Below are 18,664 nucleotides of genomic sequence, written 5' to 3' on the forward strand. Positions count from 1 at the left end.
AATAAGCAAGTGACATTAAGAATGGGGAGTTAACTAGCCGATACAACTCTATTCATTGCTATCGACTTCTAGCGCATAAGCTATCTGATCATAGGCAAACCCTTGCCCAAGCAAATAACGAACTCGTTTGGCGCGCTCTTTTTGATCTGTAATTGGGCCACTATTAGCGTATTTTTTCAGCGCTTTGCTCTTGGCGAGCTCAAACCAATCACAATCACTTCGGTTTAGCGTGGTTTCGATATCGGATTTAGATAACCCTTTCTGTGCCATCGACTGCCTAATACGGTTTTGACCATGACCTTTGCTGATATGTGAACGCAGTAACAATGCGGCAAAACGGCTATCATCCAAAAAGCCATTATCTGTACAACGATCTAACGCTTTTTCGATTTCGTCAATCGCAAATGCTTTTTGAATCAATTTAGATTTGATTTGCTGTCGGGAATAGTCGCGGCGGGCAAGTAACCCTACCGCGATGAACATAGCAGATGCTGTCATAAGCTAAATGACTTAAAACACTTCACCAGTTTCTAAATCGATGTTCTCGTCACCTTGGGCTGACTCTGCAGCGACTTTTTGACCACCCAATAACATGCCACGTAACGCCGTATCAATTTCTGCCGCTATCTCTGGATTTTCGGTTAGGTATTTGCCTGCATTTGCACGGCCTTGGCCAATTTTATCGCCTTTATAACTATACCAAGCACCCGCTTTTTCAACGAGTTTATGAGCAACACCTAGGTCGACTAATTCGCCGGTGCGGTTAATGCCTTCACCGTATAGAATTTGGAACTCCGCTTGTTTAAATGGTGCAGCAATTTTGTTCTTTACCACCTTAACACGCGTTTCGTTACCAATAACTTCATCTCTGTCTTTAATTGCACCAGTACGACGAATATCTAGACGAACTGACGCATAAAACTTCAACGCATTACCGCCAGTAGTGGTTTCAGGATTACCAAACATCACACCAATTTTCATACGAATTTGGTTGATAAAAATAAGTAAGGTATTTGACTGCTTAAGGTTACCGGCAAGCTTACGCATAGCTTGGCTCATCATACGCGCTGCTAGGCCCATATGAGAATCACCAATCTCACCTTCGATTTCAGCCTTTGGTGTTAACGCTGCTACTGAGTCAACAATAATCACATCTACAGCACCAGAACGTGTCAGGGCGTCACATATTTCAAGCGCTTGTTCACCAGTATCAGGCTGAGAGCAAAGTAGATTGTCGATATCAACACCTAGCTTTTGGGCGTAGATAGGGTCCAAGGCATGTTCAGCATCGATAAATGCACACACTTTACCTTCGCGCTGTGCCGCAGCAATTACTTCCAATGTTAACGTCGTCTTACCCGACGATTCAGGGCCATAAATCTCTACGATACGGCCTAACGGTAATCCGCCAGCACCTAATGCGATGTCTAATGATAGAGAGCCGGTAGAGATAGTCTCAACATCCATAGAACGGTTTTCACCGAGCTTCATGATTGAGCCTTTACCAAATTGCTTCTCAATCTGACCTAAGACTGCACTAAGGGCTTTCTCTTTATTCGCATCTATCTTCATTCTGCTTTCCTCTCCATCACAGACGTATCGCTGTGGTAAATCCGTTAACATCAAACTTAACTGGCAAAAATTAAGCTCGCTGCGTCTCAATATGCAAACTAGTATACTGTACAATCATACAGTATCAAGTGCTGTTGATGATTATTTTTTAATATCACAAAAACAGATACTTACTAATTGCTGTCACTTAAACGCTGTAAAATACTGCAAAAGTTATCGATAAATGCGTACTAGGACAGCAAAAAATTGCTAAGATTGGCGCCATTAATTTTATCGTCAATGGTGGATTTTTGCGTTCCTTTTAGCCTGTTATCTTTTCGCTAAATGACAACGTAAATAGATCAAGCTTGCCAATTATTGCAATGACAATAGATCGCACTATTCAAGGAAACTGTGGCAGATTCATGAACGCTATCGATACGCTCAATCTTGAGAAGCACACCCCAATGATGCGTCAATATTTGACGCTAAAAGCAGAAGTCCCAGAAATGCTACTGTTTTATCGCATGGGAGATTTTTATGAACTTTTTTACGATGATGCCAAACTGGCTTCAGAGCTATTGGGTATTTCTCTTACCGCTCGCGGTAAAAGTGGAGGCGACCCTATCCCCATGGCAGGGATCCCCTATCATGCAGTAGAAGGCTATTTAGCCAAGCTAGTGCAGCTTCGGGTTTCAGTGGCTATTTGCGAGCAGATAGGAGATCCAGCCACCTCAAAAGGTCCGGTTGAGCGTAAGATTGTTCGAATTGTTACTCCTGGTACTTTAACCGATGAAGCTCTCCTTCAAGAGCGTCAAGATAATCTGCTTGCAGCGGTCTACCATGGCAAGATAGGTTTTGGTTACGCCACGCTCGATGTGTCATCGGGTCGTTTTGTGGTAACAGAATTGCCCACCACTGAGGCACTAGAAGCGGAGTTGCAGCGTACCAACCCTGCCGAATTACTCCATAGCGAAGATTTTAGTGAAATGGCGATCATAGCGCCATTTAAAGGTAAGCGTCGACGTCCAGAGTGGGAGTTTGATTATGACACTAGCCACAAGCTACTGCTGGACCAGTTTGGTACTAAAGATCTTTATGGTTTTGGTTTAGGCGAGGTAAGGCTGTCGATTCAGGCCGCTGGTTGTCTGATGCAATATGTTAAAGATACTCAACGAACTTCATTGCCTCATATCAACGCTATTGTTCGATTTAATCAGTGTGACAGTATCATTTTGGATGCTGCAACCCGTAAAAACCTTGAGCTGACGGTCAATCTACAAGGCGGTGTCGACAACACCTTAGCAGCAGTATTGGACAACACTGCAACGGCCATGGGTAGCCGAATGTTGCAACGCTGGATTCATGAGCCACTTCGCAATCACAATACTATCCGTGCCCGACATGATGCCATCGAAGAGCTCCTGCAATCAGGCCTTTACGAATCTATATCAGAGCAGTTGAAAGGGCTCGGAGACGTAGAGCGGATCACTGCTCGTCTAGCGCTAAGAAGTGCTAGACCAAGAGATTTTGCTCGCCTAAGGCAAGCACTCGCTATACTGCCAAACTTACAGCAACTATTAGCACAATGCAGCAGCAACCATCTCGCGATACTGGCTCAAACTATCGGCCAGTTCCCAGAAGAACTGGAGCTCCTTAGCCGTGCTATTGTTGATAATCCACCTATGCTTATTCGCGACGGTGGCGTGCTAAGAGAAGGTTATCATGCTGAGCTCGATGAATGGCGAGCGTTAAGTCAAGGAGCCACCGACTACTTAGCTGAACTTGAATTACGCGAGAAGCAAGCCACTGGTGCGTCCACCTTAAAGGTGGGTTACAACCGCGTGCATGGCTATTACATTGAAGTAAGTCGCCGCGAGTCTGATCTGGTGCCAATGAGCTACCAGCGCCGACAAACCCTAAAAAATACTGAACGATACATTATTGCCGAGCTCAAAGAACATGAAGAGAAAGTGCTTTCAAGCCAAGGTAAAGCCTTAGCGTTAGAGAAGCAGCTTTGGGAAGCTCTCTTCGACGAACTACTGCCAAAGCTACATGAGCTACAACTGTTTGCACGTTCAGCGGCAGAGTTGGATGTGATCAGTAATTTTGCCGAGCGGGCCGAGCAGCTTAACTACCATAGGCCAACGTTAACCGCCAAATCGGGAATTAACATCGAAGCAGGCCGTCATCCCGTGGTTGAGCAAGTTAGTCAAACCCCCTTTATTGCTAACCCTGTTCAATTGAATAGCAACCGTCGAATGTTGATTGTCACTGGTCCAAATATGGGCGGTAAGTCAACCTACATGCGACAAGTAGCACTCATCACCTTAATGACACACATAGGAAGTTTTGTGCCCGCTGAACGCGCAGACATTGGCCCAATCGATCGAATATTTACTCGTATTGGTGCCGCTGATGATCTGGCTTCTGGACGCTCGACATTTATGGTTGAGATGACAGAGACCGCAAATATTCTGCACAATGCAACACCTGAAAGCTTAGTGTTAATGGATGAAATAGGTCGTGGTACATCTACCTATGACGGCTTATCTCTGGCATGGTCTGCTGCAGAACACTTAGCCCATAATCTAAAAGCGATGACACTGTTTGCGACGCACTACTTTGAGCTAACTCAGTTGCCAGAATTGATCGAAAATGTCGCCAATGTTCACCTCGATGCCATCGAACATGGGGATAACATCGTCTTCATGCACGCCGTACAAGAGGGAGCTGCCAGTAAAAGTTATGGCTTACAAGTGGCCGCTCTTGCTGGCGTACCCGCAAAAGTTGTCCAAGCGGCTAAGTATAAGTTGCACCATTTAGAAAGTCGCGACAAAGACAACACCCTGCCAGATGGACAACAGCCAGTGATAAACTTTCCTGCGCCTGTACAATCTGCAGCACTCGATCGGTTAGAGGCTATCAATCCTGACAATCTCTCGCCCAAGCAGGCACTCGATCTGCTCTATGAGCTAAAGTTACTCAGTAAGTAAAACGAAAAAAGCGCACTGGTCTCAGTGCGCTTTTTAAAAATTGGTTGGGGTCGGCTATAAAAACGTGGTCAGTAAAACATCTGCCACATACTTCTTCCAATGCTAAACCTACACCCCTTCTTTTCTATCTCGGTTCGACCTTGCCAAACGTCACTCTTTCACATCACCTTATTGACGAAAAATAGCTTCTACAGATAAACCTTGTGCACCTAATAGATCCTTAAGTCGTTTCAACGCTTCTACCTGAATTTGACGCACACGCTCACGGGTCAATCCAATCTCTTTACCTACATTCTCTAATGTAGATGGCTCATAGCCAAGTAAACCAAAACGACGGGCCAATACTTCGCGTTGCTTGCTATTCAACTCATCTAACCAGCGAACCACAGACTTAGACATATCTTCATCTTGCACTTTATAGTCTGGTCCAACGCTATCGTCATCAGCTAATACATCGAGTAACGCTTTATCATTATCACCACCCAACGGTGTATCGACAGACGTTATACGTTCATTGAGTTTGAGCATACGACTGACATCGCTGCTAGGTAAATCTAGCTTTTCAGCAATCTCTTCCGCTGTCGGCTCATGATCTAGCTTATGGGCAAGTTCTCTTGCTGTACGCAGGTAAACATTGAGCTCTTTCACCACATGAATAGGCAGACGAATAGTGCGGGTCTGGTTCATGATCGCACGTTCAATAGTTTGTCTAATCCACCATGTTGCATAAGTCGAAAAACGAAAGCCTCTTTCGGGATCAAACTTTTCAACGGCACGGATCAAACCAAGGTTACCTTCTTCAATCAAATCAAGCAGTGCTAAACCACGATTATTGTATCGGCGAGCAATTTTAACGACCAATCTAAGATTACTTTCGATCATACGGTTTCGAGATTTACCACAACCCTTGAGGGCTTTTCGTGAAAAATAAACCTCTTCCTCCGCACTTAAAAGGGGGGAAAATCCTATTTCGCTTAGATACAGCTGTGTGGCATCTAAGTTTTTCTGCAAATCATCTTGAACTTGTTGTTCTAATTCTGTTTCTTTAGCAACCTCCTTGGCTTCAATTGTCGTCACATCTGACTCGTTTTTAGACAAGTCGACTAAGGGCTGCGCTATCGCGGTAGATTGTTTACGACCCATAATAATTTCTCCCAAATTGTACTTAATAAATTACTGCACCGTTCTATCCTCCAATTGCCAAAATGGCTCCTAAAATAATTATTTTTTAGGCAAATATCTAAGTGGGTCTACAGATTTACCGTGATATCGGATTTCAAAATGCAACATCACTTTATTTGTACCTGTTTGTCCCATACTTGCTACAGTTTGTCCTGCCGTAACAAATTGCTTTTCCTTAACTAAAATCTTATCTGCATGAGCATAAGCACTTAGAAAGTCATCACTGTGCTTAATAATCACCAAATTGCCATAACCTCTCAACGCATTTCCAGCATAAACCACTCTTCCATCTGCTGCTGCTTGAATGCGATCTCCGCGAGATCCAGCGATCTTAATTCCTTTATTACCCTGCTCTGTGGCAGAGAAAGTACCGATAAGCTTGCCTTTGACTGGCCAATACCAGCTATAAACCTTTTGGGGTAACGCCGCTTTCGGTTTGTGGACAACATCGTTAACAACTTGTTGACCACTTGTTACAGCGTACGCATTTACGTGACCTTGATCAAGTGATTTTTTTGACGGTGTCACTTTTTGGGCGACAGGCTTAGGTTTACTGTTAATATTCTGTTTTTTATCACTTTTATGTTTTGTTGATACAACTTTAGATTGACTGTTTGCATTAGATTTCTGCTTACTCGCTTTTGTAACAGGCTTTTTCAGTTTAAGGGTTAACACCTGCCCAGGATAGATAGTAAATGGCTCTTTCAGCCTGTTATTCCTAGCAATATCAATAAAATCTTTGTTTGCCGCCCACGCAATCGAGTAAAGCGTATCGCCTTTTCTTACTTTATAGCGATCAGAGGTAAGACCACCCTTACTATAGGATTTTTTTACGGGTGAATTAACATTAACGACAGGTGCAGGTGTATCAGCCCTAAAACTGCAGCCAGCTAAAAGCAATATAATGATGGCAATAAGGAGATGAGATGAGTTCATCCTTGAGCTTGTTAACACGCGATTCCCTCACCTGTATCGTTAATTAGAATACCCATGGATTAACTCGCTATGCAAGCTCACCATTGACTAGCGGCACAAAATTGACCATCTCAATGGTTTCTGACTGAAAACCAGAGTCAGTTTGTGTCACCCGAAGTAACTGCTGTGTATGTTCCCCAACCGGAATGATCAACACGCCATTTGGACTAAGTTGCTCCAACAATGCCTGTGGAACCCTGCTGGCAGCAGCGGTAACCATAATCGCGTCGAAAGGCCCCTTGTTGGCCCAACCTTGCCAACCATCGCCATACTTAAATGAAACATTATGCAAATCTAAGCGTTTTAAACGCTGTCTAGCTTGAATTTGCAAGCTTTTGATTCGTTCTACTGTGCAAAGCTCATCGACAAGCTGTGCCAAGATGGCAGCTTGATAACCTGAGCCAGTCCCAATCTCGAGAACCCGTTTAGGTTGTGACTCAAGTAGCAACTCGGTCATTCTGGCCACAATATAAGGCTGGGAGATAGTTTGCCCCTGCCCAATGGGTAGCGCGGTATTCTCATAGGCTTTATGGCCTAATGCAGCATCAAGAAACAACTCTCTGGGTGTATTAGCCACAGCAGACAACACATTCGTATCGTTAATACCAACGCCTTGCAGGCCTCTGGCTAAATTCAGTGCCGATGTGCTGGCTACTCCGCTCATAGTTGCTCTATCCATTGTTTCATAGTAGAAATCTGATTATATGCCGTTAAATCGACGGTTAAAGGAGTAACGGATACGTACCCATTTGCCACGGCATGAAAATCGGTGCCTTCACTTGCATCTTGCTCTTCACCTGGCGGTCCTAACCAAAATATCTCTTTGCCAGCTGGATCTTGCGTACGAATCATACCTTCGGCTCTATGCCTCGCGCCCAAGCGCGTCACTTTGATACCTTTAATTTGTCCTAGCGGTAAATCTGGCACATTCACATTGAGAATTTGATCTTGTGCTATTGGCATATCAATCAACCGGGCCACCAACTTAGTTGCATAGTAGGCTGCGGTGTCGTAATGCTTGAGATCTCGGCCAACAAGTGAAATAGCAATGGCTGGCAAGCCTAAAAATCGCCCCTCCATTGCCGCAGCAACAGTCCCAGAATAGAGCGTATCATCGCCCATATTGGCACCAGCATTGATACCTGAGACAACAATATGAGGCTCTTCGCTATAAAGCTCACGTATTGCTAGATGCACACAATCGGTTGGTGTGCCGCTGACCGAAATATAACCGTTATCTAACTTATTAATTCGCAAAGGGTTAGTCAAGGTTAATGAGTTGCTGGCCCCAGAACAATTTCGATCTGGCCCAACGGTCATGACTTGATAATCTGTCGATAGAGCTTGAGACAGTGCAGCAATACCTGGTGCTGTAACGCCATCATCATTACTAACAAGTATATTTATCATGCTTGATTTCGCTCTGCTCGACGCGCCTTAAACTCACGCTCGTTCACATCTTGGTAGTTAACAAGCTCTCTGATTAGCGAGGTTGCAAAACACCCCGCTGGCAAAGCAAATTTTAATATCAAAGTATCCCCCTCCACTTCATAGCTAAAGTGTTGAGGTTCAAGCAGTAAAGTTCGACGTTCTTGATTCAGCCCAGCCTGCGCTAACCCGTCACAGTCTTCAGCAAATCTGCTGGCCACTTGGCTTTCAAAAACGAGTGCTTCATCTTGTGCCAAAGCGCTTCCTCTGCCCCAAAGCGGGGCAGAAAGCTGAATATCTTTGCTGTGCAGTCGCTGATTGAGTTCATCATCCCATGGGTTAGCGACAAAATAGCTTTTGCTGCCCGCTAACATTACGCAATCGCCATTCAGCTTAGTCAATCCGTGAGTCTCAAGTCGTGTCGACACCATTTCATTAAAAAGGTGTGAACGTACCGCAGATAGATACATGCTACGCTTATTTCTATCTTTAACATTTTTACCCGCAAGCATTTGGCGACCAAAAATAAGGTTTTTCCCATCATGGCCAAAGCGTTGCTCACCAAAATAGTTAGGCACACCGATTTGCTTTATCGACGCGATGCGATTAATCACATCCTCGATATCAGATACCGCACGCAAGGTTAACGTGAAGCGGTTACCAGCCAATGCACCTGTACGTAATTTTTTGCTATGTCGGCTGCTACTGAGCACGGTCAACTGCTCGCTATTTAATGCCTCCCAATCCGGTGTCTCTTTACCTGGGATACGAATACCGAACCATTGTTCTGTCAGTGCATGCTTATCTTTCTTTCCAGCAAAGGTAACCTCTTTAGGGTGTACACCAGCAAAAGTCGATAATTGCTGCGCCACATCTGCGGTGTTTAGACCTTCTTTACGAATATGCAGCATATGATGTTCGCCTTCGCCTGTGGGCAAAAAAGGCAGAATTTCTTGAACGATAAAGTCACTATTATGCGTGCGCAGATCGGCTGTCGCTTTAGGCTCGCCATGAAGATAAAATAAAGGGGTCATAAAATTCTCTTACTTAACGTCTTTGGTCATCAGAACAACGGCTTCTACCGCAATGCCCTCTTTACGACCGGTAAAACCAAGTTTTTCAGTGGTCGTTGCTTTGACATTTATGGCATCGACATCACTAAGTAAATCTTCAGCTAAACAGGCTCTGATTGCTTCTATATGGGGTAACATCTTAGGCGCTTGCGCAATAATGGTTACATCGAGGTTGCCGAGGCGATAGCCCAGGTCTGCTGCCAACTGATAACAATGACGCAGTAATACTCGACTGTCAGCGCCTTTATAATTGGCATCCGTATCGGGAAAGTGTTTACCTATATCTCCTAAGGCGACTGAACCTAATATGGCATCGCTAATCGCATGCAATACCACGTCACCATCAGAATGTGCGATTAAACCCGTCTCATAGGGTACTTCAACGCCACCTAAAATAAGGGGCAATTCACCACCAAATTTATGTACATCAAAACCATGCCCTATACGAATATTCATTTTAGTACCTGTTTGATTGGCTCGAGATTGAGCCTAATCGTTATAATTTATTTGTTATTTAAAAAGAGTGCCGCCAGACGAAGGTCATCAGGATGAGTCACCTTAATGTTATCGCCGCGACCAGCAACTAATGATGGTGTCATACCTGCCCATTCCATTGCTGATGCCTCATCGGTAATGGTAGCACCAGCGGCCAATGCGTTGGTCAGATTGTCACGCAATTGCAGGGTTGGAAATAGCTGCGGCGTTAACGCATGCCAAAGTGCTTCACGGCAGACTGTTGCCATTATTTGGCCGTCGGCATTACCACGCTTCATGGTATCTCGCACTGACATGGCTAAAATAGCACCTTGTGGGACATCATTGATTAAAGGTGCTTGCTCAGCGGCCATAATAAGCTTGTCTATATCGCCAGATGTCAAGCAAGGTCTCGCGGCATCGTGAACCAATGCCCAGCCGCCAGCCACTATGTTAAGCCCTGCAAGTACGGAGTCTGCACGCTCATTGCCACCAATCACGCGCTCAAGTTTGGGATGTTTAGACTGAGCAAGCGCTTGAAAGTAAGTATCGTCTGGACTAAGTGCTACGATCACCCGACCTATGCGAGGGTGAGTGAGCAGTATATCTAAGGTGTGACCCAATATGGGTTGCCCATTGAGCATTAGGTACTGCTTAGGCATTTCAGCACCCATGCGGCTGCCAATTCCTGCAGCAGGCACGATTGCCACTAATTGTTTAATCACGTTTGTCATTAATCAACGCTCATCTCATACTGTGATTCAGGGGAAATGGATATAGAGTTAAACATTACTCTCTATTGATATCAGCATTTCGCTGCGGTTCACCTACTACGCGGAAAAAGGTTTCGCCTTGCTTGACCATGCCCAATTCGTTACGCGCACGCTCTTCTAGCGCTTCTGTACCACGTCGAAGATCGATAATCTCCTCCTTTAGTACTTGATTGCGTTCAATCAGCTTGGCATTGCTTTGGCGCTGCAAATGAATTTGCTCTTGCAACTGAAATGATTCAGGCAAGCTATTTTGTCCCAGCCAGAGTCGGTACTGAAGTAGACCAAGCAGAACAATCATGGCAAGTAGAAGACGCTTCATCCTTTAATGGGCTATATCACTGTTGGAAAGAATGAACCGATATTACAACAAAAAAGGCCACCAAGTGGTGGCCTTTTCACAATTTATCGACTAATTAACCAATTATGCTTGGCCTTTAATCTCTGAACGACCATTGTAAGGGGCTTTTTCACCTAACTGCTCTTCGATACGAAGTAGCTGGTTGTATTTAGCAACACGGTCACTACGGCTTAAAGAACCGGTTTTGATTTGACCAGCAGCTGTACCCACAGCTAAATCAGCAATAGTTGAATCTTCAGTTTCACCTGAGCGGTGAGAGATAACAACAGTGAAACCTGCATCTTTAGCCATCTTGATAGCTGCTAAAGTTTCAGTCAATGAACCGATTTGGTTGAACTTGATTAAGATTGAGTTAGCAATACCGTTGTCGATACCACGCTTCAAAATCTTAGTGTTTGTTACGAATAGATCGTCACCAACTAATTGGATTTTATCACCCATTAGTTTAGTTTGATGTGCGAAACCATCCCAATCAGACTCATCAAGACCGTCTTCAATAGAAACTATTGGGTATTCTTTGGTTAGGTCTTGTAGGAAGAAGTTAAACTCTTCTGAAGTGAACTTCTTACCTTCACCTTTAAGGTCATAGATGTTGGCTTCTTTGTCATAAAACTCAGAGGCTGCACAATCCATCGCTAGTGTGATGTCTTTACCTAGCTCGTAACCTGCGTTTGCCACAGCAACTTTAATTGCTGCCAAAGCAGATGCGTTTGATGGTAGGTTTGGCGCGAAGCCACCTTCATCACCAACAGCTGTAGAGTGACCATCAGCCTTAAGTACTTTAGCTAAGCTGTGGAATACTTCTGCGCCCATACGTAGGCCTTCGCGGAAGTTAGCAGCACCAACAGGTTGAATCATAAATTCTTGGATATCAACAGAGTTATCTGCATGTTCGCCACCATTAATGATGTTCATCATCGGTAACGGCATAGAGTAAACACCTGAAGTACCGTTTAGATCAGCAATATGAGCGTATAAAGGGACACCTTTGAACGCTGCAGCCGCTTTAGCTGCCGCAAGAGAAACTGCCAGGATAGCGTTTGCGCCAAACTTAGCTTTGTTTTCTGTGCCGTCTAAATCAATCATGATTTGATCTAGTTCTGCTTGCGCAGTTGCATCTTTGCCCATCAACGCGTCTGCAATAGGACCATTGACAGCTTCAACTGCTTTCAATACACCTTTACCTAAGTAACGGCTTTTATCGCCATCACGCAGTTCTAGTGCTTCACGACTACCTGTAGATGCACCAGACGGTGCAGCAGCCATACCAACAAATCCGCCATCTAAATGAACTTCCGCTTCAACCGTTGGGTTACCGCGTGAATCCATGATCTCACGACCAATGACATTGATAATTTTAGCCATAATTTCCTCGACTTTAAGTTTAAGATTTAAGTTTAAAAGTTAATGCAAAACTAAAATTGTTATCGCTAAATTTACATCATCTGAAACAAAAAAGCCGCCTCCGACACTCGGAAGCGGCTCTTGTTTAAATATTAGCCCAAATCGCGTTTTTGGTACGCGGCGGCTGCAGCAACGAAACCTTCAAACAATGGCTGGCCATCGCGAGGTGTTGATGTAAATTCAGGATGGAATTGACCTGCCACAAACCAAGGATGGTTAGGGAGCTCAATCATCTCTACAAGCTGACGGTCAGAAGATAGACCACTAAATACTAAGCCAGCTTTTTCTAAACGTTCTCTGTACGTGTTGTTCACTTCGTAACGATGACGGTGACGCTCTACACAGGTTAAGCCCTTGTAAGCTGCCGCGGCTTTGGTTCCTTCGATAAGATGACAAAGCTGCGCACCTAAGCGCATGGTGCCACCTAAATCAGATGCTTCATGACGTTGTTCGATATTACCTTCTTCGTCAATCCATTCTGTGATCAAGCCCACAACTGGGTGAGGTGTCTCTCTATTAAACTCGGTTGAATGCGCATTTTCTAATCCAGCAACATGGCGAGCAAACTCAATCAGTGCCACTTGCATGCCTAAACAGATACCGAAATAAGGCAGATTGTTTTCACGAGCAAACTTAGCCGCAAAGATCTTACCTTCTACGCCACGCTCACCAAAACCACCAGGAACAAGGATACCGTCGAGTCCTTGCAGTACTTCTTCACCCTTAGCTTCAACCGTTTGTGAATCGATATACTTAATGTTTACCGACACACGGTTAATTAAACCAGCGTGCTTTAAGGCTTCGTTTACTGACTTATAGGCATCTGGCAGTTCAATATACTTACCAACCATACCAATAGTGACTTCGCCAGTAGGGTTCGCTTCTTGATAGATAACGTTTTCCCACTCTGACAGGTCGGCTTCTTTGCAATCGATACCAAAACGCTTAGTCACTAGGTCATCAAGACCTTGAGCTTTAAGCAATGCTGGGATCTTATAGATGCTATCCACATCTTTCAGTGAGATAACCGCGCGCTCTTCAACATTACAGAAAAGCGAAATTTTCGCTTTTTCATTTGATGGAATAGCACGGTCTCCACGACAAACCAACACGTCAGGCGCAATACCGATAGAACGCAACTCTTTTACAGAGTGTTGTGTCGGCTTTGTCTTTACTTCACCTGCAGCACCTAAGAAAGGCACTAAGGTCAAATGCATAAATAGGGTACGCTCACGTCCTAGCTCGACACCCAACTGACGAATAGACTCAAGGAATGGTAGAGACTCGATGTCACCGACTGTGCCGCCAATCTCTACGATAGCAACATCATGTCCTTCGCCGCCTTCAAGAACTTTCTCTTTGATCGCATTAGTAATGTGCGGAATAACCTGAATGGTTGCACCCAAATAGTCGCCGCGGCGCTCTTTACGCAACACTTCAGAATAGATACGACCCGTTGTAAAGTTATTACGACGGTTCATCTTAGTACGGATGAAGCGCTCGTAATGACCCAAGTCGAGGTCAGTCTCAGCACCATCTTCAGTCACGAAAACTTCACCGTGCTGTGTTGGGCTCATGGTACCTGGATCCAAGTTAATATAGGGATCCAGCTTCATAATGGTTACGTTAAGGCCTCTAGCCTCTAAAATTGCCGCCAATGATGCTGCTGCAATGCCTTTACCTAGTGATGAAACCACGCCACCAGTAACGAAGATATACCTTGTAGTCATGCTGAACCTGAGAAAATGAGTTGGAAATATGTGCTTGTATGAAAGCACTAGGACGGGGCAATATTATACCAAAGCCTATCGGATTCGACAAACAAACTCAGCGATATATTTTACTCTTTTGCACTTTCTTCTCGCTTGACCTGATCCCAATAAGCGTCTAATTGAGACAAAGAGTGTGCCGCCATCGGTTTTTGAGCCGCATTGGCTAAGGCTTCAACACCACGAAAACGGCGTTCGAACTTAGTGGTCGCGCGGCGCAGTGCCTGCTCGGGTTCCACTTTCAGGTGACGCGCCAAATTGACCACGGCAAAAAGTAGATCGCCCATCTCATCCGTTATCTTCTGTTGGTCCTGTTCGGCCGCATTAACTTCATCAAGTACCTCAACTATCTCCTCGTGGATCTTGCCGACCACAGGTTCAAGCTCATCCCAATCAAACCCAACTGTTGCAGCGCGGCGTTGAACTTTGGCCGCGCGGCTCAGCGCCGGTAAATTAAGCGGAATATCGTCCAATACAGAATGTAAGGAGCGCCCTGCTCGCTCAACTGATTTAATACGCTCCCAGGACTGCTTTACCTCTTGACTAGACGCAGCCACCATCGGCCCAAATACATGGGGATGACGTTCAGTCAATTTTTGACAAATTTTATCAACCACTACAGCAAAATCAAACAAGCCCTGCTCTTTACCCAGCTGACAGTAGAAGATCACTTGAAATAACAGGTCACCTAACTCACCAGGCAATTCATCTAGTGCATTCCGTTCTATAGTATCGGCGACCTCATAAGCCTCTTCGAGAGTGAACGGCACGATTGATTGGTAATTTTGTGCTAGATCCCAAGGGCAGCCACTTTTTGGGTCGCGTAGCTTTGCCATAATATTTAGCAGATGGTTGATATCATTACTCATGGGTTAACCTTTTTCATTAAAAAAGCGGCTTGCGCCGCCTTTTAGGATAATGACTCGTTGCACGTATAATAACGCTTGCTTATAAACGTCTTGCTTCTAGCACGCCATCGACCTGAGATAATTTCGAGATCACGCGTGATAAACCGTCAATATTGTACAACTCTAGCTCTAATTCGACGGCCGCGGTTTGAGTTTTCACATCTGACGACGAACTCATTGCCAAGACATTTGATTTCTCGGCTGCCAACACTGAGGTCAAATCACGCAACAAGCCGCTTCTGTCATTGGCCAGCACCCTAATCCGTAGTTTATAGCCACCGGAATAGTTCTCGCCCCAGACGACATCCACACTGCGTTCAGGCTGGACGCGCATCAGCTCTTTAACCTGTTCGCAATCGGCACGATGCACAGAAATACCACGCCCCTTGGTAATAAAACCAAAAATCTCATCACCCGGAACCGGCTGACAACATTTAGCAATATGACTCATCAAATTGCCCACGCCGTTGACCTCAACCTGACCTTTGCCTTTATTGGTCGAACGCGCATGGTTTTTCTTTAACAGATCTTCAAGTGCTTCCTCTTCGGTCACCTCATTAATCCGCATGCGACTTTGCACATGATTGACCACTTGGTTTAGGCGAACATCGCCACCACCAATGCCAGCCAACAGGTCGTCCATCCCCACCATGTTAAAGCGTTCTATCGCGCTATGGGCATCTTTAATCGTTAAGCCACTGCGTGACAGTTCGGCTTCGAGCATTTCCCGTCCCGCAACAATATTTTTGTCCCGATCTTGTTGTTTAAACCAGTGCTGAATTTTAGAGCGAGCACGCGAAGTGCGAATGTAACCCAAATTGGGATTTAACCAATCGCGTTTTGGGTTAGGATGTTTCGAGGTAATGATCTCAATCCGTTCGCCAGTCTCCACCTGATAAGTAAAAGGCACAATACGTCCATCGACTTTGGCACCAATACACTTATGGCCAACATGGGAGTGAATATAATAGGCGAAATCGAGTACCGTTGAGCCCATGGGTAAGTCGATGACTTCGCCATTTGGGGTAAATACATAGACGCGGTCTTCAAACACTTGGCTGCGAACTTCATCGACCAAGTTACCGCTCTCTGCAACATCCTCTTGCCACTGCAAGATTTTACGCAACCAATTGATCTTTTCCTCGTAACCACTTTGCTTGCCGGTGGCGCCCTCTTTATATTTCCAGTGAGCGGCTACCCCAAGCTCTGCATCTTCATGCATCTGCTCAGTACGAATTTGAATCTCAACAGTTTTGCCCTCGGGGCCAACCACTATGGTATGAATAGATTGATAGCCGTTAGGTTTAGGGTTGGCCACATAGTCGTCAAACTCTTTCGGGATATGGTGCCAAAGCGTGTGGACAACCCCCAATGCACCATAACAATCTTGCAGGCGGTCGGTGACAATACGCACTGCGCGAACGTCAAACAGCTCATCAAACTTAAGATCTTTACCGCGCATCTTTTTCCAGATGCTGTAGATATGTTTAGGACGGCCATAGACCTTGGCACGAATGTGGTCATCATCAAGGCGTTTCTGCAACTGACTGACAAAATTGTCGATAAAGATCTCTCGGTCTACCCGTTTCCCATCAAGTTGCTTGGCAATCTCTTTATAGGTATCTGGATGAAGGTAGCGAAAGGAGATGTCTTCTAGCTCCCATTTTAACTGTCCAATCCCTAGACGGTTTGCCAATGGCGCATAGATGTCGGCGATCTCTCTGGCGAGCAACACCCTCGTTTCCTCGTCGGCATTTTTGACCTCTCTGAGTAAACAGATACGCTCTGCCAGCTTAATCACCACGGCACGAACATCTTCAACCATCGCCAGCAACATCCGGCGAATATTATCAATTTGTGGCTCCGCATTACGGCTTTGCTCATTTACTTTAAGCGCACCAATAGCATTCATCGTCACCACACTGTTGACCAAGGCGACCAATTTGGGACCAAACTGCTCCTCAATCTGTTCCAGCGTTATCAGTTCGGCATCAAGCACCACAAAAAGCACTGCCGCTTGCAGCGTTTCAATGTCCATATTGAGCGGTGCGAGGATCTCTATCATCTCTCGAGCACGTATATTTAGAAGTGTATCCTTAGCGCCACTTTTCACGACGAGCGCCTCAACCTGCTTGATCAGTTCAAGTAACGTGCTGGCTTCGTTTTCATCATCGATATATCGATTAACCCACTCGGTTAATTGAAAATCTTTGTCGTTAAAATGTGCTTCTCTAACAGATACCATCTATTGAGTGTCCTTTTGCTTTAGGTTCGCGCGAAAAAGTAACCAATCGAATCAATGCGCTGAGGTCAATAACAACCAAGCCACTATCTTGCGGTTTCCACCACTATTGTCAATTAACAAACGCCGACATTTTATCCATTTGGGCCTTTTTAGGTGCTATTTAGCTAACTCAAACAACGCCATCGCCTCGATATGGTGGGTTTGCGGAAACATATCAATCAATCCCAGTTTACTTAACTGGTACCCCTGCTTAATTAACGGTTCGCAATCTCGTGCCAACGTAACCGGGTTACAAGAGATATAGACGACCGATTTAGGTTTCATCTTTTTAAGCCACTGCAGGCTTTCAAATGCGCCAGCCCGAGCAGGGTCGAGCAATAACTTATCGATATGTCCCAACCAAGGTTGTTCTGAAACATCAGCGCTCAAATCGGCATGATAAAAAGGCGTGTCTGCGACGCCGCTTTGTCGCGCGTTCAATTTAGCCTGCTCTACCATCTCGACCACGCCTTCTACACCGACAACTTCCGCCCCCGTTTTGGCAATCGGAATGGTAAAGTTACCCACCCCACAAAAGAGATCCAAGACCCGATCACCCGCCTTTACATCTAGCCATTCTATGGCTTGATTAATCATTTTGCGATTCATGACCCCATTAACCTGGATAAAATTACCGGCAGAAAAGCTCAGTTGGCTGCCATCATCCAAGGTGTAGCAAGGTTGCAACTCTTGCTGGGTTAGCCCAGTCATTTGCCCATGGTCGCTGAGCAGCTGTAGAGATACCTGATGCTCAGTTTCAAATACCTTTAAACGTTCAATGTCTCCCGCCGACAAGGTTTGCGTTATGCGTATAACAACAAAAGTGCCAGACTCAACGCGAATAAGTTCTACATGGCCTAAAGTACGTTTCCCTGCTAGTTGATTTAGGCTCTGATTAAGCGGAGCGATCAGTGCCGACAACTCAGCTTCGAGCACCGGGCATTGTGCAATGTTAACAACGTTGGCACTCGCTAACGCACGAAAACCTAGACTAATTTGTTTAGTATCGCGGTCATAATTTGTCGCTAACCTTGCACGGCGTCGGTATTGCCAAGGCTCGCCGGCTAAAGCAGGCACTATTTGACGCGCTTGTGTCTTGCCCATTTTATCAACCAAAGTCACAAGCGAAGCTTGCTTGTATTCTCGCTGCTTATCTATGGCCAAATGTTGCAGATCACAGCCACCGCATTTGCCATAGTACTGGCATGAGCTCGTAATACGATGTTCACTAGGCTGCGACACCTTTAATAGCTTAGCCTTAGCATGACGCTTTTTCTGCTCAACAATTTGTGCGGAAACCATTTCGCCTGGCAGCGCACCCGCGATAAAAACAACCTTACCTTGGTGGTTCGCAACCCCAGCGCCAAGATGATCTAAATGGTCTATCTCAAACTGTTGCTTAGCAAAGGTTTGCTTAGATTTATTGGGTTTAGCTTTAAAAAATTGCGCCATTGAGGCCTCTAAATCGATAAAAATACTAGAAAACACT

At 45.2% G+C, this 18,664-nt stretch carries 16 protein-coding genes; 1 reads left to right on the top strand and 15 read right to left on the bottom strand.

The window, feature by feature from the left end:
- Positions 1-48 precede the first annotated feature (48 nt).
- Positions 49-498, bottom strand: coding sequence for a regulatory protein RecX (locus BEL05_RS04415; protein WP_373316123.1), 450 nt, complete (start codon positions 496-498; stop codon positions 49-51).
- A gap of 12 nt (positions 499-510) precedes the next feature.
- Entirely contained in the window at positions 511-1,572 is a 1,062-nt protein-coding gene (gene recA / locus BEL05_RS04420) for a recombinase RecA (protein WP_028765289.1), read from the bottom strand.
- A 404-nt stretch (positions 1,573-1,976) separates the two neighbouring features.
- Here recA and mutS point away from each other — a divergent pair, with 404 nt between their 5' ends.
- Positions 1,977-4,547 carry a DNA mismatch repair protein MutS gene (gene mutS, locus BEL05_RS04425; RefSeq protein WP_069670407.1) on the top strand — a complete coding sequence of 857 codons (2,571 nt, stop codon included), beginning with the start codon at positions 1,977-1,979 and terminating at the stop codon, positions 4,545-4,547.
- Positions 4,548-4,715: 168 nt separating this feature from the next.
- On the opposite strand, the gene rpoS is transcribed toward mutS, so the two are convergent.
- From rpoS to rlmD, 13 genes are all read right to left on the bottom strand, one after another.
- Positions 4,716-5,690, bottom strand: coding sequence for an RNA polymerase sigma factor RpoS (rpoS, locus tag BEL05_RS04430; protein ID WP_028765288.1), 975 nt, complete (start codon positions 5,688-5,690; stop codon positions 4,716-4,718).
- A 78-nt stretch (positions 5,691-5,768) separates the two neighbouring features.
- Complete coding sequence (locus BEL05_RS04435; RefSeq protein ID WP_069670408.1) at positions 5,769-6,665, bottom strand: peptidoglycan DD-metalloendopeptidase family protein; 897 nt, start codon at positions 6,663-6,665, stop codon at positions 5,769-5,771.
- 67 nt (positions 6,666-6,732) lie between these two features.
- Positions 6,733-7,368 carry a protein-L-isoaspartate(D-aspartate) O-methyltransferase gene (locus BEL05_RS04440; protein ID WP_069670409.1) on the bottom strand — a complete coding sequence of 212 codons (636 nt, stop codon included), beginning with the start codon at positions 7,366-7,368 and terminating at the stop codon, positions 6,733-6,735.
- The gene (gene surE, locus BEL05_RS04445) at positions 7,365-8,114 is read right to left on the bottom strand and encodes a 5'/3'-nucleotidase SurE (RefSeq protein WP_069670410.1); all 750 of its coding nucleotides are present in this window, start codon (positions 8,112-8,114) and stop codon (positions 7,365-7,367) included. Before surE ends, BEL05_RS04440 begins: the two co-directional genes overlap by 4 nt.
- Positions 8,111-9,166 (bottom strand): tRNA pseudouridine(13) synthase TruD, encoded by a 1,056-nt coding sequence (truD, locus tag BEL05_RS04450; RefSeq protein ID WP_069670411.1) that lies wholly within the window; start codon positions 9,164-9,166, stop codon positions 8,111-8,113. The genes surE and truD overlap by 4 nt, the downstream gene beginning before the upstream one ends.
- A 9-nt stretch (positions 9,167-9,175) precedes the next feature.
- A complete protein-coding gene (ispF, locus tag BEL05_RS04455) occupies positions 9,176-9,661 on the bottom strand; it encodes a 2-C-methyl-D-erythritol 2,4-cyclodiphosphate synthase (protein ID WP_028765283.1) in 486 nt (161 codons plus the stop codon).
- Positions 9,662-9,708: 47 nt separating this feature from the next.
- On the bottom strand, positions 9,709-10,413 hold the full coding sequence (gene ispD, locus BEL05_RS04460) for a 2-C-methyl-D-erythritol 4-phosphate cytidylyltransferase (protein ID WP_069670412.1): 705 nt from the start codon (positions 10,411-10,413) through the stop codon (positions 9,709-9,711).
- A gap of 55 nt (positions 10,414-10,468) precedes the next feature.
- Positions 10,469-10,771, bottom strand: a complete 303-nt coding sequence (ftsB, locus tag BEL05_RS04465) for a cell division protein FtsB (protein WP_028765281.1) — start codon at positions 10,769-10,771, stop codon at positions 10,469-10,471.
- A 102-nt stretch (positions 10,772-10,873) separates the two neighbouring features.
- The gene (gene eno / locus BEL05_RS04470; protein ID WP_069670413.1) at positions 10,874-12,175 is read right to left on the bottom strand and encodes a phosphopyruvate hydratase; all 1,302 of its coding nucleotides are present in this window, start codon (positions 12,173-12,175) and stop codon (positions 10,874-10,876) included.
- A gap of 131 nt (positions 12,176-12,306) precedes the next feature.
- Positions 12,307-13,944 (bottom strand): CTP synthase, encoded by a 1,638-nt coding sequence (pyrG, locus tag BEL05_RS04475; protein ID WP_028765279.1) that lies wholly within the window; start codon positions 13,942-13,944, stop codon positions 12,307-12,309.
- 110 nt (positions 13,945-14,054) lie between these two features.
- Positions 14,055-14,852, bottom strand: a complete 798-nt coding sequence (gene mazG / locus BEL05_RS04480) for a nucleoside triphosphate pyrophosphohydrolase (RefSeq protein ID WP_069670414.1) — start codon at positions 14,850-14,852, stop codon at positions 14,055-14,057.
- 79 nt (positions 14,853-14,931) lie between these two features.
- Complete coding sequence (gene relA / locus BEL05_RS04485; protein WP_069670415.1) at positions 14,932-17,136, bottom strand: GTP diphosphokinase; 2,205 nt, start codon at positions 17,134-17,136, stop codon at positions 14,932-14,934.
- 156 nt (positions 17,137-17,292) lie between these two features.
- Entirely contained in the window at positions 17,293-18,627 is a 1,335-nt protein-coding gene (gene rlmD, locus BEL05_RS04490) for a 23S rRNA (uracil(1939)-C(5))-methyltransferase RlmD (RefSeq protein WP_069670416.1), read from the bottom strand.
- Positions 18,628-18,664 lie beyond the last annotated feature (37 nt).

Source organism: Shewanella colwelliana (assembly GCF_001735525.1).
GTDB classification, from domain to species: Bacteria; Pseudomonadota; Gammaproteobacteria; order Enterobacterales; family Shewanellaceae; genus Shewanella; species Shewanella colwelliana.